Annotated in this window: 14 protein-coding genes; 3 read left to right on the top strand and 11 right to left on the bottom strand. The window is 58.4% G+C overall.

What is annotated here, in order from left to right; translation table 11 throughout:
- Positions 1-36: 36 nt before the first annotated feature.
- The 7 genes from QLG07_RS10340 to QLG07_RS10310 all read right to left on the bottom strand — a co-directional run bounded on the left by QLG07_RS10340 (position 37) and on the right by QLG07_RS10310 (position 7,860).
- On the bottom strand, positions 37-711 hold the full coding sequence (locus QLG07_RS10340) for an SDR family oxidoreductase (RefSeq protein ID WP_282469165.1): 675 nt from the start codon (positions 709-711) through the stop codon (positions 37-39).
- A complete protein-coding gene (locus QLG07_RS10335; protein WP_282469164.1) occupies positions 708-1,889 on the bottom strand; it encodes an exo-alpha-sialidase in 1,182 nt (393 codons plus the stop codon). The genes QLG07_RS10340 and QLG07_RS10335 overlap by 4 nt, the downstream gene beginning before the upstream one ends.
- Complete coding sequence (locus QLG07_RS10330; RefSeq protein ID WP_282469163.1) at positions 1,886-3,307, bottom strand: sodium:solute symporter family protein; 1,422 nt, start codon at positions 3,305-3,307, stop codon at positions 1,886-1,888. The genes QLG07_RS10335 and QLG07_RS10330 overlap by 4 nt, the downstream gene beginning before the upstream one ends.
- Before the next feature lie 119 nt (positions 3,308-3,426).
- Entirely contained in the window at positions 3,427-4,746 is a 1,320-nt protein-coding gene (locus QLG07_RS10325) for an MFS transporter (RefSeq protein ID WP_282469162.1), read from the bottom strand.
- Between the two features lie 64 nt (positions 4,747-4,810).
- Positions 4,811-5,761, bottom strand: a complete 951-nt coding sequence (locus QLG07_RS10320; RefSeq protein WP_099754544.1) for a phosphoglycerate dehydrogenase — start codon at positions 5,759-5,761, stop codon at positions 4,811-4,813.
- Positions 5,762-5,813: 52 nt separating this feature from the next.
- Entirely contained in the window at positions 5,814-6,698 is an 885-nt protein-coding gene (locus QLG07_RS10315) for a dihydrodipicolinate synthase family protein (protein ID WP_282469211.1), read from the bottom strand.
- A gap of 13 nt (positions 6,699-6,711) precedes the next feature.
- Positions 6,712-7,860, bottom strand: coding sequence for an iron-containing alcohol dehydrogenase (locus QLG07_RS10310; RefSeq protein WP_099754539.1), 1,149 nt, complete (start codon positions 7,858-7,860; stop codon positions 6,712-6,714).
- A gap of 202 nt (positions 7,861-8,062) precedes the next feature.
- Between QLG07_RS10310 and QLG07_RS10305 the strand changes: the two genes are divergently transcribed.
- The 3 genes from QLG07_RS10305 to QLG07_RS10295 are packed head-to-tail and all read left to right on the top strand — an operon-like array spanning position 8,063 to position 11,081.
- Entirely contained in the window at positions 8,063-9,340 is a 1,278-nt protein-coding gene (locus QLG07_RS10305) for a four-carbon acid sugar kinase family protein (RefSeq protein WP_282469161.1), read from the top strand.
- Positions 9,333-10,313 (top strand): D-threonate 4-phosphate dehydrogenase, encoded by a 981-nt coding sequence (locus QLG07_RS10300; protein WP_282469160.1) that lies wholly within the window; start codon positions 9,333-9,335, stop codon positions 10,311-10,313. The genes QLG07_RS10305 and QLG07_RS10300 overlap by 8 nt, the downstream gene beginning before the upstream one ends.
- Before the next feature lie 6 nt (positions 10,314-10,319).
- Positions 10,320-11,081, top strand: coding sequence for a DeoR/GlpR family DNA-binding transcription regulator (locus QLG07_RS10295; protein ID WP_048914951.1), 762 nt, complete (start codon positions 10,320-10,322; stop codon positions 11,079-11,081).
- Positions 11,082-11,118: 37 nt separating this feature from the next.
- Here QLG07_RS10295 and QLG07_RS10290 read toward each other — a convergent pair whose 3' ends face one another.
- The 4 genes from QLG07_RS10290 to QLG07_RS10275 all read right to left on the bottom strand — a co-directional run bounded on the left by QLG07_RS10290 (position 11,119) and on the right by QLG07_RS10275 (position 13,861).
- A complete protein-coding gene (locus QLG07_RS10290) occupies positions 11,119-11,301 on the bottom strand; it encodes a hypothetical protein (protein ID WP_099754536.1) in 183 nt (60 codons plus the stop codon).
- Positions 11,302-11,719: 418 nt separating this feature from the next.
- Positions 11,720-12,529, bottom strand: coding sequence for an adenosylmethionine decarboxylase (gene speD / locus QLG07_RS10285; RefSeq protein WP_048914972.1), 810 nt, complete (start codon positions 12,527-12,529; stop codon positions 11,720-11,722).
- A gap of 27 nt (positions 12,530-12,556) precedes the next feature.
- Entirely contained in the window at positions 12,557-13,414 is an 858-nt protein-coding gene (speE, locus tag QLG07_RS10280; protein WP_282469159.1) for a polyamine aminopropyltransferase, read from the bottom strand.
- 99 nt (positions 13,415-13,513) lie between these two features.
- Positions 13,514-13,861 (bottom strand): YacC family pilotin-like protein, encoded by a 348-nt coding sequence (locus tag QLG07_RS10275; RefSeq protein WP_048914955.1) that lies wholly within the window; start codon positions 13,859-13,861, stop codon positions 13,514-13,516.
- Positions 13,862-13,976 lie beyond the last annotated feature (115 nt).

Raw genomic sequence — 13,976 nt, 5'->3', positions numbered from 1 at the left:
CTGGGCATGCCCGGCCCGTCCTGTTCAGCGCTGCAATCACAATGATGCGCCACCGCAGATCACCAGTTCCTGCCCGGTAATCGCCGCCGCTGCGGGCGACAGTAAATAGGCCACCAGCCCGGCCACTTCCTGCGGCTGAATAAAACGGCCAATCGGCGGCAACTTCGGCGGGGAACTCTCGCGGCCTGGCTGGCTCAGCATCGGGGTTTCCGTGGCGCCGGGTGCGACAACATTGGCCGTGATCCCCCGCGGTGCCAGCTCTGCCGCCCAGCTGCGCACCATACCCACCATCGCCGATTTAGTGGCAACATACTGACTGCGCCCCGCTGCCCCGCGCGAGGTGCGGCTGCCGAGCAGCACGATGCGCCCACCGCTGCGCATATGGCGCACATAGGTGTTTGCCAGCGTCTCCGCCACTGCGATATGCAGCTGCCAAAGCTGCTGGCTGGTGCTGCTATCCAGTTCGCCCAGCCCGGCCGCCTTCATCATCCCGGCGGCATGAACGATCGCCTGCGGCGCCTCCAGCCCATTCAGCACGTCTGCCAGCGCGGCGCTGTCAAACAGGTCGACGCACGCGCAGCGGAAGTGCGGGCTGTCGCGCTCTATGCGGCTGCGGCTCAGGCCGGTAACCTGCCAGCCCTGCGCCAGCAGCGTATCGACAACCGCCGCGCCAATCCCGGAGCTGGCTCCGGTGACCAGTGCCTGTTTCATTTCCCCTCCGTCACCCAGGACTCTTCCACGCGCACATATTTAATCGCCTGGCGAAAGTAAGTGTAGGCAATATGCAGCTCGCCGTGGATGCCCTGCTTAATGCTGGGGTAGGAGAACTCGCGGTTGAGCTTCTGCTGCGAGTTGTTGGTCATGCAGTAGCCGTCGCCCTCGTCCAGATTGCGGCGCAGCGGCCAGCTTTGACCGCCGTCGCGCGAGATCGCCAGCGTCATCGGCGCCCGCGGCGCCCCCCAGAAGGCGGTTTTGCCGCTGTGCACCAGCGGCTCAACGGCGACCGCCACTTCATCATCGTCCTCATCTTCGATTTCATCGTACAGCGAAGCGCGGCGCTCGCTGGCTCCCGCCGCGCTCATCGCGTTATACACCAGCGCCAGATCGCCATTGGCCAGCGTCGTCACCTGAATCGACGAGTTATTATTCGGCAGCTCGGTGGCCTGCGGTGCAGACCAGCTCTGACCGCCATCATCAGAGCGGCTCTGGTAGATATGGTCTGCCCAGCGGCTGCGGTAGAGCGCCAGCAGCGAGCCATCCTTCAGCAGCGTGATATTCATATGTACGCAGCCGGTACTGTCCGGTACGGCGACATCCTGCCAGCTCTTGCCCTTATCGCGCGAGATTTTCACCGCGCTGTCGTCGTGATTACCGACCCACTTTTCCCCCGGCTGGGTACGGCAGTAGAATACCGGCAGCAGCCAGTCACCGTTGTCCAGCACGACCACCGGCTGGCGGATAAACGTGCCGGGCTGGTCGAGCAGGGTGGCGATAGGCCCCCAGCTGTGGCCGAAGTCGTCCGACTGGCGATAGCGCACGATCGCGGTGTCCTGATTGCCGGACTTCTGTGCGGTATACAGCAGCCACAGTACGTTATCCGGGTCGAGGAACAGCACCGGGTTCTGCTCGGAGCGGGTCGGGTCCTCTGACAGCTTCTGCGCCGGCGACCATCTGTTGCTATTGGGCTGCAGGCGCGAGCACCAGATTGAAATATCCGCGATGCCCTCCTGGGTGCCGCCGAACCACACGCAGAGCACGTCGCCATTCGGCAGCGGCAGCAGGTTGGCGGCATGGTTCTGCGGGCATTCTGACGGCAGCATCGCCTGCTGCACGTCACCTTTAAGCGTCACGAACCCGCTACGTTCTACGCTAACTGTTTCCTGAGTCATTTATAGGCTCCACTGTTCTGAATAGGGTGTGCAGCTTTTCTGCTGCTCTCCTTCGAGGGGATCATGCGGTCAATCACCATCACTACGGCTGGGGTGATCAGGGCGATATACATGTTGTTGATGCCGAACGGGTCGCCGAGCACGAACCACACCGAGGTCATCACGCAGGCGCCGATCAGCCCCCAGTTGGCGCCGCGCGCGCTTTTAAACATTGGCAGGTAGAAGGCGATAATCGCCACCACCGAAATCGACAGGCGGATAGCACGGGTAAAGAACGACAGCTTCAGCACTTCCGGCACCAGCAGCACAAACACCAGCGGCGCGAAGCCGATAGCCAGCGACAGCCAGCGCGTGACTTTGAACTCGCGCTCCGGCGTGGGGTTGCGCATCGGCACGTAAAAGTCTTTAACGATCAGGGAGGCAATCGCCAGCGCGACGGTACTGACGCTGACAAAGATCGACGCCACCAGCGAAGTGGTCACAATCCCCGCCAGCCACGGGCTCATATCCTGCAGAAACACCGGCAGGGCATACAGGCTGTTGATTTCCGGATGGAGGAATTTAGCCGCCACGCCGATTGCGGCAATCGCCAGGCCAATCGGCAGGCAGAAGAAGAACGCCACCCAGGTAGCACGGCGCGCGGCGGCCGGGCTTTTGGTGGAGGAGATCGCCTGGATCACAAACTGGGTACAGAAGATCGAACCGATGGTGCCAATCAGCCAGGCAAAGATGGTGCTGGCGCCGACGTTACCGTCCCACGTCCAGTAGAATGACGGCATCTTCTCCACCATTGGCGTAATGCCGCCGGTCATCTTCAGTGCCACGCCGAGAATAATCAGGATGCCGACATATTTCAGTCCGCTGTGCAACATGGTAACCCACGCCATCCCCTTCATGCCGCCAAAGGCGAAGTAGAAGGTACTGACAATGGCGGTAATAAACGCCGCCACCGGCAGATTAACCTTCAGCACGGTGGAGATCGCCGCCGCGCCGCTCACATAGTTACCGACGTTTACCAGCAGCAGGGCGTAGATCATGATCAGCGAAATAATGCATTTGGTGGTGTTAACGTACTTTTCGGCAATGGCCCCGGAGATGGTGATCTTACCGGTGTTATAGATGCGCTTGACCAGCAGCAGGCCGAAAATCGGGAAGCCGATGGCCGCGCCGATCACCGACCATGAGGCGGCGAAACCATCCTCAAACGCCGCCTGCGCGGTGCCGATGGTAGATTTGGCACCGATATATTCGGACATCAGCAGGATCCCGACGATAAACGCCGGCATGGCGCGCGCGCCCTCCATATGTTCGCCGGAGGTCTTACTGCGCAGCCGCCACGTCAGCCAGCTGGTGAACAGGATGTAGGCCAGCACCATCCCGACGATTATCAGCGTACCTTCGGTAGTAAATTCTTTCATAACAACCTCTTAAGTTGCAGGGAGCGCATGGCCTTCAGGCTCTTGTTGCGCTCCAGTAGGGTAGAAAGGGCATCGTACTCTGTCAGGCCAACCCGCTTTTTCGGTCGGCCCGTCAATCATTAACCGTGACTGGCTGATGCCTGTATCAGGCTCTGCTGCTCCTCATCGACAATCGGTTCGACTTTGCCCATCAGGAACAGGTAGTTAAGGATACCGAGCACCACCAGCGCGGCGGAGAACACCAGCGCATAAGTGAAGGATCCGGTGGCGGCGACAATCGCGCCGGTGACGATCGGGCCGACGGCGCCCCCCATATTGGAGACGGTGTTCTGCAGCCCGGCCACGATAGAGACGCTGTTCTGCGGCGCCACGTCCCCCGGTAGCGCCCACACCTGCGAGGCGGCAACGGTGGTGCCGGATTTCGCCACGCACAGCAGGAACACGGTCATAAATACCGAGTCGGTGAACGGAGCAAAACCGATGCACAGCGCCATCAGCAGGCCAATGGTCATGAACAGCTTGCGGGTGGCGGTCAGCGACAGCACTTTTTTATGCACGATGCGGTCCGATGCCCAGCCAGCAATCACTTCGATCACCATGCCGCACAGCAGCGGTAGGGCAGCAACCATGCCCATCTTGATGAAATCCATACCTTTATCTTTCACCAGGTAGGTCGGCAGCCAGGTGATAAAGAAATAGGAGGTGTAGTTGATGCAGAAAAAGCCGAGGCACATCGCCCAGATATTGCGGTAGCGCAGCAGCTTGTACCACTTCATCGGCCGCACGCTTTTATCGCCGTGCTTCTGCGCCTGGCCGTCGCGGATCAGGCTGACTTCAGCCTGACTGATCGACTTGTGATCCTCCGGATTTTCCGCATAGATAAAGTACCAGGCGATCACCCACAGCAGGCCGACGCTGCCGATAATCAGGAAAGTCATACGCCAGTCGACCATATAGATCATCCAGACAATCAGCGGCATGGCGACCGCGCCGCCAAACTTCGACGCGCTGTCGAACAGGCCGGAAACGGTGGCGCGCTCTTTATCCGGGAACCAGCGGGCGGTGATCCCCGCGTTGCTCGGGTAGGCCGCTGCCTCACCGACGCCGAGCGCCAGGCGCAGCGCCAGCAGCGATTTAAAGCCGGTCGCCAGCCCCATCATTGAGGTGGCGATCGACCACCAGGCCACGGCAATGCCTAAGCCTTTTTTCTGGCCGTAGCGGTCGGCAAACCAGCCAGCGGGGATCTGTAATAGCGAGTAGGACCAGAAGAAGGCGGCCATGATAAAGCCCATCATCTCAGGGTTGAGGCTCAGTTCGTCGATCAGGTGCGGCGCAGCGGCGGACAGCACGGTGCGGTCGATGTAGTTGATGGCGATTGCCAGCCACATCAGCCCGGCGATCCACCAGCGAATTCGGGTGCTGCTTGCGACATTATTCATGATATTACCCCGGTACAGAGGTGATCGGTGGCCGCAGGTTTTTCACTGCGGCGTTATTGTTATTTCACAGATGATTCATGATATTGACGGGCTTTTGCTGCTGCTTAACGCACTGGATAATCTGCTGTACGCAGCGCTCGCCGATGGCGCCAATGGCGCCGTCGGTGTAGCCAGCAATATGCGAGGTCGGCATAAAGTTATTCAGGCTGAACAGCGGGTGCTCACTCAGCGGCTCGTGCTCGAAGACATCGGCCGCTGCTCCGGCAATCACCTTATCCACCAGCGCCTGATAGAGATCGGCTTCGTTGATCACCCCGCCGCGTGAGACGTTAAGCAGAAAAGCCGATCTCTTCATGCGTTGCAGCCGGGCGCGGTCGAACAGGTTGTGCGTTTCCGCCGTCAGCGGGGTGTGTAGGGTGATAAAGTCACTCTCGGCGGTCAGCTGGTCCATGCTGACAAACTGCACGTCATGCTCGGCGGCAAATTTGTTATCCGGGTAAAAATCAAACGCCAGCACGCGCATATTGAAGCCGCGCGCGCGCAGCGCCACCTGCTTACCGATATTGCCGAGGCCGACGATACCCAGGGTTTTCCCCCAGATATCGGTGGCGAAAATACGCGGCCAGTGGCCGGCACGGGTATCGTTAATTGCCTGATTAAGCTGGCGGGCGCCGTTAAGCATCAGGGCAAAGGCAAAATCGGCCACCGCGTGCTTATTGGCATCCGGCACGTTGGTCACAAAGATGCCGCGCGCCCGGGTGGCTTCCAGATCGATATTGTCGACCCCAACGCCGTGCTTGCAGACGATTTGCAGCCTGGGTGCCAGCGCCAGCAGCTCAGCACTGACCTCGGTAAAGGCGACGATCATCGCCACGGTGTCGGCCAGGTGCGGCTCCAGCGCGCTGAGGGGCGCGTCGGCGGGCAGGCTGATTAACTCAAAACCCTGTTTTTGCAGGTCGGCGATCGGCTGCGGGTCATATTTAGCAAACGAGGGTGAAGTACAGATCACTTTCATCATGTCGGTCCCGGTGTCAGAGCGGCAGCCGCAGTGCGCCGCCAGCAAAAAGTTACTGAAGGTACTGGTTGACGATCTGGCGGATCTTCTGTTCTTCGTCCGCGCTAAACTGCACCGCATAGCGGCTGTCGCCCACGTCGTACCCCATCAGCGCCACGGCTTTTTTCACCGCGGCCGGGGAGAAGGCAACTGCATACAGCTCGGTGCGCAGGCCGGTGACGTTCTCCTGCGCCTTGCGTGACGCCGCGATATCGCCCGCGTTGAAGTGCGACCAGATGGCGTTGATCGCTTGCGGCGCCACGTTGGCCAGTCCGGAAATACAGGCGGAGCAGCCTTCGACAAAGCCCTGATGAATCAGCGAGTCCGGGCCGTTCAGCACGTCGAAGTTTTCAATGCCTTCAGCCGCTTTCAGGAATCCGCTCAGGCTCTCATAGCTGCCCGCGCTGTCCTTGATGCCAATGATGTTCGGGTGCGCGGCCAGCGTGCGCACGCTTTCCGGCTGCAGGGTGTTGCCGGTGCGCGCCGGGATGTTATAGAGGAACAGCGGCACCGTCAGCGCATCAGCCACCGCCGTGTAGTGGGCGATCAGCTCAGACTGTTTCAGTGGGACGAAATAAGGGGTTATCGCCGACACAGCATCGACGCCGAGCGCGGCCACCTGTTTCCCGAGGCGAATGGTTTCGCGCGTGGAGATCTCACCGATGTGGGCGACCACGCTGGCCTTACCCGCCACTTCATCGACACAGGTGGCGGTGACGGCCAGCTTCTCCGCTTCATTCAGTACGAAGAACTCACCGTTGGTGCCGCCGCAAAAAATACCGTTACCGGCAGCCAGCTGACGCTGGATCTGGCGGCGCATCGCCGCTTCGGCATAGGCGCCATCGTTGTCGAAAGGCGTGACGATGGCGGTCAGTACGCCCTGAATTTTTTTGCTCATCATAGTCTCTCAGTTAGTTATGCAGGGCCGGGAACAGGGTCAGATAGACAGCGCGTACGTCACTGGCACTGACCGCTGCCGGCACGTTTTTCATCAGGCGCTGCACGTCGAGTGCCGCTTCCACTAAGTAGGGCAGGTGGTCGGAGCCGATGCCCAGCTCGTCGAGGCTGGCGGGCAGCTTCAGGCGCTGCACCAGCGCCGCAAAGTAATCGACCAGCGCGTGCGACTTCTCTTCCGCGCTCAGCGCCGGGTTGGCATCCGGCAGCAGATCGTAGGCCTGGGCGAATTTTTCCACTGCTGCCGGGCGCACAAAGCGCATGCACGGTGCCAGCAGGATGGCGTTGGCGACGCCGTGCGGCAGGTGGTATTTGCCGCCGAGCGGGTAGGACATGGCGTGCACCAGATGGGTTCCGGCGTGGGCTATGGCCGCGCCACCGTAGTAAGAGGCCCACAGCATATTCAGGCGCGCTTCGAGGTTGCCCGGCTCGGCCACGGTGGTTTCCAGGCTGGCGAACAGCTTTTTCATGCCGATCAGGGCATAGTTATCGCTTACCGGGTTGGCGACGGTGGCGGTGAAGCACTCAATCAGGTGACACAGCGCATCAATCCCGGTCGACGAGGCGATATGTGCAGGCATGCTGGTGGTCAGCTCCGGTGCCAGCACCACATAGTCTGGTAGCATCACCGGGGAGATAATGCCGACCTTGGTCTCTTTCTCCGGAATGGCCAGAATGGCGTTTGGCGTGGCTTCCGAGCCGGTCCCTGCAGTGGTTGGGATCAGCAGCGAAGGGGTGCGCTGCTGCGGTTTCTCCCCGGCCAGCAGCGCATCCAGCGTCGGTGCTCCGGCAACGCACAGCACCGACAGCAGCTTGGCGACGTCGAGCACGCTGCCGCCGCCTACGCCAATCGTCAGGTCGACATCGCGCGATTCCAGCGCGGCGAGGAGAGTCGCCACGTCGTGCTGGCTTGGCTCCGGCGGCACGCTGTCAACAATATGTAATGACGACACCTTGCCGCGTACCTGCTCAATCAGCGTCTGCACCGCCGGAATGGCAGCGATATTTTTGTCGGTAACCAGCAGCACGCGCTGTTTACCCTGTAACAGATAGCCGATGTCGTTGAGTGTCTGATAGCCCGCGATCACGGTGCTGTTAATGTTCATGCCTGTTTCTCCTCATCACCGCTCAACGGCGGATGATTGCAATTCTTCATAGGTAAGGACTTTCTTACTGTTGATGGCTAATTTATAGGACATATCGATTCCGATTAATTTGAACTTGCTCACATTTAATCAAATGTGATTGAATATAATCATACTCAGAAACTGGCGGGAGGTTGCGCCAGCGGTGAAGCGGGAGAGTGGAATGACGCAGCACAGATGGCGAACACCGGTTCGGGTGATTGCTGATGATTTTACCGGCGCCAATGATGCCGGCAGCGGACTGGCGAAGGCGGGCGCACGGGTGAACGTGCTGTTCGACAGCCAGGCGCCCGCGCACGCCGACGAGGCCGATGTCTGGGTTATCAGCACCGACAGCCGCGCCGTCAGCGCGCAGCAGGCGGCAGAGCGCACCCGCGCCGCGCTGGAGGCGCTACCTGCACAGCCTGACGGCTGGGTATTTAAGAAGATTGATTCGACGCTGCGCGGCAATCTCGGTGCAGAGACGGAAGCGGCCTTAGGCGCCTGCGCCACATCGCTGGCGCTGGTGGTGCCCGCGGTCCCTGGGCTGGGGCGCGTGACGCGTGACGGGCACTGTTATATTCACGGCCAGCTGCTGACCGACACGGAATTTGCCAGCGACCCGAAAACCCCGGTCACGACGGCGCGGATTGCCGGGCGCCTGGCGCAGCAGAGCCATCTGCCCGTCACTGAGCTGACGCTGGAACAGGTTCGCGGGCCTGAGCTGCTTGCTTTACTCCAGACGGCAAGCGCTGAACGGCGCCTGCTGGTGCTGGATGCGGAAACTGACGGCGATCTGCAGCACATCGTGCTGGCGGCGGCAGAGCTGTCAGCGCGCCCGCTGCTGGTCGGTGCTTCCGGCCTGAGCGACGCCTTAAGCTGGATGCTCAGCGAGCGGCGCCCGGCACCGCTGCTGGCGGTGGTGGGGTCGATGAGCGAGATCGCCCATCAGCAGATTGCGCGCCTTCAGCAGCAGTACCCGGTGACGCTGGTGGATATCGACATCGCCCAGCTGTTCAACGCACCGCGCTGGCCGCAGCGCGAGCAGTGGCAGCAGGCAGTGACGGCTGCACTTCACGCCGGGCAGCACTGCGTGATCCGCACCTGCCAGCACAACGGCCAGCGCGACGCTATTGCCGCGCTGTGCGAACAGCACCAGCTGAGCCGCGCTGCTCTGGGCGATGAGATTTGTACGCTGCTGGCGCAGCTGACCCGTAATGTGCTGGCCGAGGTGCAGCCCGGCGGGCTGTATCTCTCCGGCGGCGACGTGGCGATAGCCGTGGCGCGCGGGCTGGGCGCCAGTGGATTCCAGATTAGCGGCCAGATTGCGGGCTGCGTGCCCTGGGGCCACCTATTGAATGTGACTGAACCCTTGCTGGTGATGACCAAGGCCGGTGGCTTTGGTGATGCAAACACCCTGGTCGACGTTATTCGTTTTATTGAGGAGAAATCGAGTGAATAAAATTATTGCGATCACAATGGGCGACCCGGCAGGTATCGGACCGGAAATTATCATCAAATCCCTGGCGGAAGGCGAGCTGTCCGGCGTACCGGCAGTCGTCGTCGGCTGTGCCAGCACGCTGCGCCGTATCCTCAGCCTGAATATCACGCCGCAGGCGGAACTGCGGGTGCTGGAGCGCGTGGCCGATGCCTACTTTGCCCCCGGTATCATCAACGTGATCGACGAACCGCTTGCCGACCCGCAAGCCCTGAAGCCCGGCGTGGTGCAGGCAGAAGCGGGCGATCTGGCCTATCGCTGCGTCAGGCGCGCCACCGAGCTGGCGCTGGCCGGAGACGTACAGGCGATTGCTACCGCACCGCTCAATAAGGAAGCGCTGCATTCGGCAGGGCACCTCTATCCTGGCCATACCGAACTGCTGGCAAAGCTGACCAACAGTAAAGATTACGCCATGGTGCTGTACACCGATAAGCTGAAGGTGATCCACGTCACTACCCATATTGCGCTGCGCAAATTCCTCGACACGTTGGGACGTGAGCGCATTGAGACGGTAATCGGCATGGCGGACACTTTCCTGAAGCGCGTCGGCTTCGACAATCCGCGCATTGCCGTGGCGGGAGTCAATCCGCATGCGGGGGAGAACGGTCTGTTTGGCGATGAGGAGATTGCTATCGTCGGGCCGGCAGTGCAGGCGATGAAGGCGCAGGGGCTGAACGTCTACGGCCCGTGCCCGCCGGACACCGTGTTCCTGCAGTGCCAGGAGGGGCAGTACGATATCGTGGTGGCGATGTATCACGACCAGGGGCATATTCCGCTCAAGCTGCTGGGCTTCTATGACGGGGTAAATATCACCGCCGGGCTGCCGTTTATCCGCACCTCTGCAGACCACGGCACCGCGTTTGATATTGCCTGGACAGGAAAAGCGAACTCTGCCAGCATGGCGATCTCTATCCAGTTAGCGATGCAGCTTGCATAAGGACTTATGAAGGGACAAAGCCGCCTCGATCAGATTATGGACTATCTGAAAAGCCATAATCTGGTTACCGTCGATCAGCTGGTGGCCGCCATCGCGGCGTCACCGGCCACCATTCGTCGCGATCTGATAAAGCTCGATCAGGAAGGGGTGATCAGCCGCAGCCACGGTGGCGTGACCCTCAATCGCTTTATCCCCAACCAGCCAACCACGCTGGAGAAAAAGCAGCGCCACCTGGCTGAGAAGCAGGCTATCGCACACGCGGCTGCCAGCCTGGTGAAGTCCGGCGACGCGGTAGTGCTGGATGCCGGCACCACCATGCTGGAGCTGGCGCGCCAGCTGACGCACCTGCCGCTGCGGGTGATCACCGCCGACCTGCATATCGCGCTGTTTCTCTCCGAATTTAAGCAGATTGAGGTCACGATAATCGGCGGGCGCATCGATGACTCCAGCCAGTCGTGCATTGGCGAACACGGGCGCAGGCTGCTGCGCAATATCTACCCGGATATCGCCTTTGTCAGCTGCAATTCCTGGAGTATGGAGAAAGGCATCACCGCGCCAACGGAAGAGAAAGCGGGGCTGAAGCAGGACCTGCTCGCCAATGCGCGCCGCCGCGTGCTGCTGGCCGACAGCAGCAAATACGGCTCGTGGTCGCTGTTCCAGGCCGCACCGTTGCAGCAGCTGACCGATATCATTACCGACAAGCTGCTCACGCCGGAATCGGATGAAGAACTCAGCGGGCAGCAGTTTGCCTTACAGAAGGTGCTGTAGATTCAATCAGGGTCGGGCACGCCCGACACCTGCGCGCTCATGACTCGGGCTTCATTTTCACGCTGAGAAACTGCGTGCCGTCTTTAGTGGTAATCACTTCTACGGTGCCATTTTTACGTGCCTCTGCCAGAGCGGCCTGGGCCCGTTCAATTAATTTAACCTGAGTTGCACGCGCTCGGTCATAATTCTTCAGGGAAGCTGTTTGGTGTTCTGATGACATATTCCTTATCTCCTGTAGCTCGTTGCAAAGAAAATCCCTTATGTTGCCTGAGCAAAATACTCGAAATTGAGTGATAAACTTGATTCAGTTTTTCATCACTGGCGATAAAACAGTATATCTCAGGATGATGTTCCTCATAGTGGGATAAGATGGTTTCAATAACCCTTCTAAATACAATAACTGCTCTACTTGCGATATTTTGTCTGGCGAAATGGGTATTATTGATCTGGTTTTCGATTATCCTTATGCCAGTGCAGCTATCGTGCCTCATGCAGCAAGGGGAGGGCAACAGGCTGGCAGCGGATTTATTGCGTAGCGTTACGCAAATTACAATGTAATTAAATGAAAATGGCAGAAATAAAAAACGGCCCGCAGGCCGTTTATTTATAGGAATAACTTAAAGCGATAAGTTAAGCGGTTAAGGCGCTTTTAATCCAATGGCTGGAATGTTGCGGCCATAGTAAATTTCACGCATCTCTTTCCACAGCAGATCGGTGATACGCTTATGTTCCTGCGGGCTGAGGTCGGCAGGGTCGGTATTAAACAGATAATGTTTAAGATCGAACTCCTTCAGCAGCATTTTGCTATGGAACATATTTTCCTGATAGACATTCACATCCATCATGTCATACATCGACTTCATATCGTCCGACATAAAGTTCTGGATCGAATTGATCTCGTGGTCGATAAAGTGTTTCACCCCGTTGACGTCGCGCGTAAAGCCGCGCACGCGATAGTCGATGGTGACAATATCGGACTCCAGCTGGTGAATTAAGTAGTTCAGCGCTTTCAGGGGCGAAATCACGCCGCAGGTTGATACTTCAATATCGGCACGGAAAGTACAGAGCCCGCCTTCGGGATGGCTTTCCGGGTAGGTATGCACGCAGATATGGCTCTTATCAAGGTGCGCAACCACGGAGTTTGGCAGCGGGCCGGGGTGCTCAGAGGTATCAATATCGCGCGGATCGACAGGCTCTTCGCTCACCAGAATCGTCACGCTGGCACCCTGTGGTTCATAGTCCTGGCGTGCGATATTCAGCACGTTCGCCCCGATAATCGAGCAGGTTTCGCTCAGAATTTCGGTCAGGCGGTTAGCATTATACTGCTCATCAATGTACGCAATGTATCCGTCGCGTTCAGCCTCAGTGTTCGCGTAACAGATATCGTAGATACAAAAACTCAGGCTTTTCGTCAGGTTGTTGAAGCCATGTAGTTTCAGCTTTTGCAATTTTACTCACCCCCTAAGAATGCCCGGCTAGTCAGCCAGCGCATTCAACAGATATTGCGGCAGGGCAAAACTGCCCGTATGGATTGCCGGATTATAGTAACGGCAGGTCAGTCCTGCTGCGTCAAAGCGCGATGCGATAGTGGCCGCATCCAGCTGGCGTAGCGCCGGGTTGTCGCTGGCCCAGGCAAAGGTCATGATGCCGCCGTAATAGGTCGGCACCGCCGCCTGATAGAAGCTGACATCCGCAAAGTAGTTGCCGAGCTTGCGGTGGCTGTTGACGGCTTCGTCCTGCTGCAGGAAACAGACGCCATTCTGCGCCACGAAGATGCCGCCAGGATTAAGGCAGCGGTGGCATCCCTGATAGAAGTCTGAGGTAAACAGGCTTTCCCCCGGTCCAATCGGATCGGTACAGTCAGAGATAATGACATCAAACTTTTCACCGGTCTGGCTCACGAAGTTCACGCCATCGTCGATCACCAGCGTAAAGCGCGGATCGTCATAAGCGCCCTGGCTGTGGTTCGGCAGGTACTGTTTGCAGAACGTCACCACGCCCGCATCAATTTCGACCATGGTGATTTTTTCGATGTTCTGATGACGGCTGACTTCACGCAGCATGGCACCATCGCCACCGCCGATAATCAGCACGTGTTTTGCCGCGCCGTGAGCCAGCAGCGGAACGTGGGTCATCATCTCATGATAGATAAACTCATCACGCTCGGTGGTTTGTACCACACCGTCCAGCGCCATGACGCGACCTAACGCGGAGTTTTCAAAAATGACCAGATCCTGATGCCCGGTTTGTTCGCGATACAGTACTTTATCGACAGAAAAATACTGTCCGAATCCGGCATGAAGCGTTTCATACCACATTTCTTTATCGGTCATGGTGGGGACTCCTCCTGACGAAAAATGGGCCAATATCATAGCCATTTATGACCGTGGTTGCACGGTCAAATGATCGGCAGCAGGAAGGATATCAGAGGTTTATTTCACGTAGGCGAGCAGGCTCAGCGAGTCCCGTGCGAGAGATTTGCACTTGGTATCATTAGGAACGGCAATACCGCTCAGATCGCGATAGCTGTCTTCACCCAGCGCTTTCATGTTGAAACTGTTGTAATTGGTTAAATCCCAACGGTTTTGCTGTGCAAAAAAGACCAGTGCCCGGCGAATTTGCCCGTCCGGTAAATCCTGATAGCCACAGTCGTTTTTCAAATAAACAAATACGGCGGTTAAATCTGCCAAATCTTCTGCTTCCGATTCGCTCAGGGCGAAACTGGTGGAGGAGAAGCCAAACAGCCCTAACAGCAACAGAGCCTTGATGCTTTTCTTCATAGTTATTCTCATACGTGTGCAATAACCTGACGTTAGCACAGTTCAGGCCAGGTGCCAGCCAAAATTAGCGTAGAAAATTCCTGAAGCGCCCAATCCGCACAAAGTAAACGGGCTT

It is taken from the genome of Erwinia sp. V90_4, from assembly GCF_029967685.1.
GTDB lineage: Bacteria > Pseudomonadota > Gammaproteobacteria > Enterobacterales > Enterobacteriaceae > Erwinia > Erwinia aphidicola.
The sequence above is the reverse complement of the archived record's forward strand: the minus strand, read 5'-3'. Positions and strand labels throughout refer to the sequence as shown.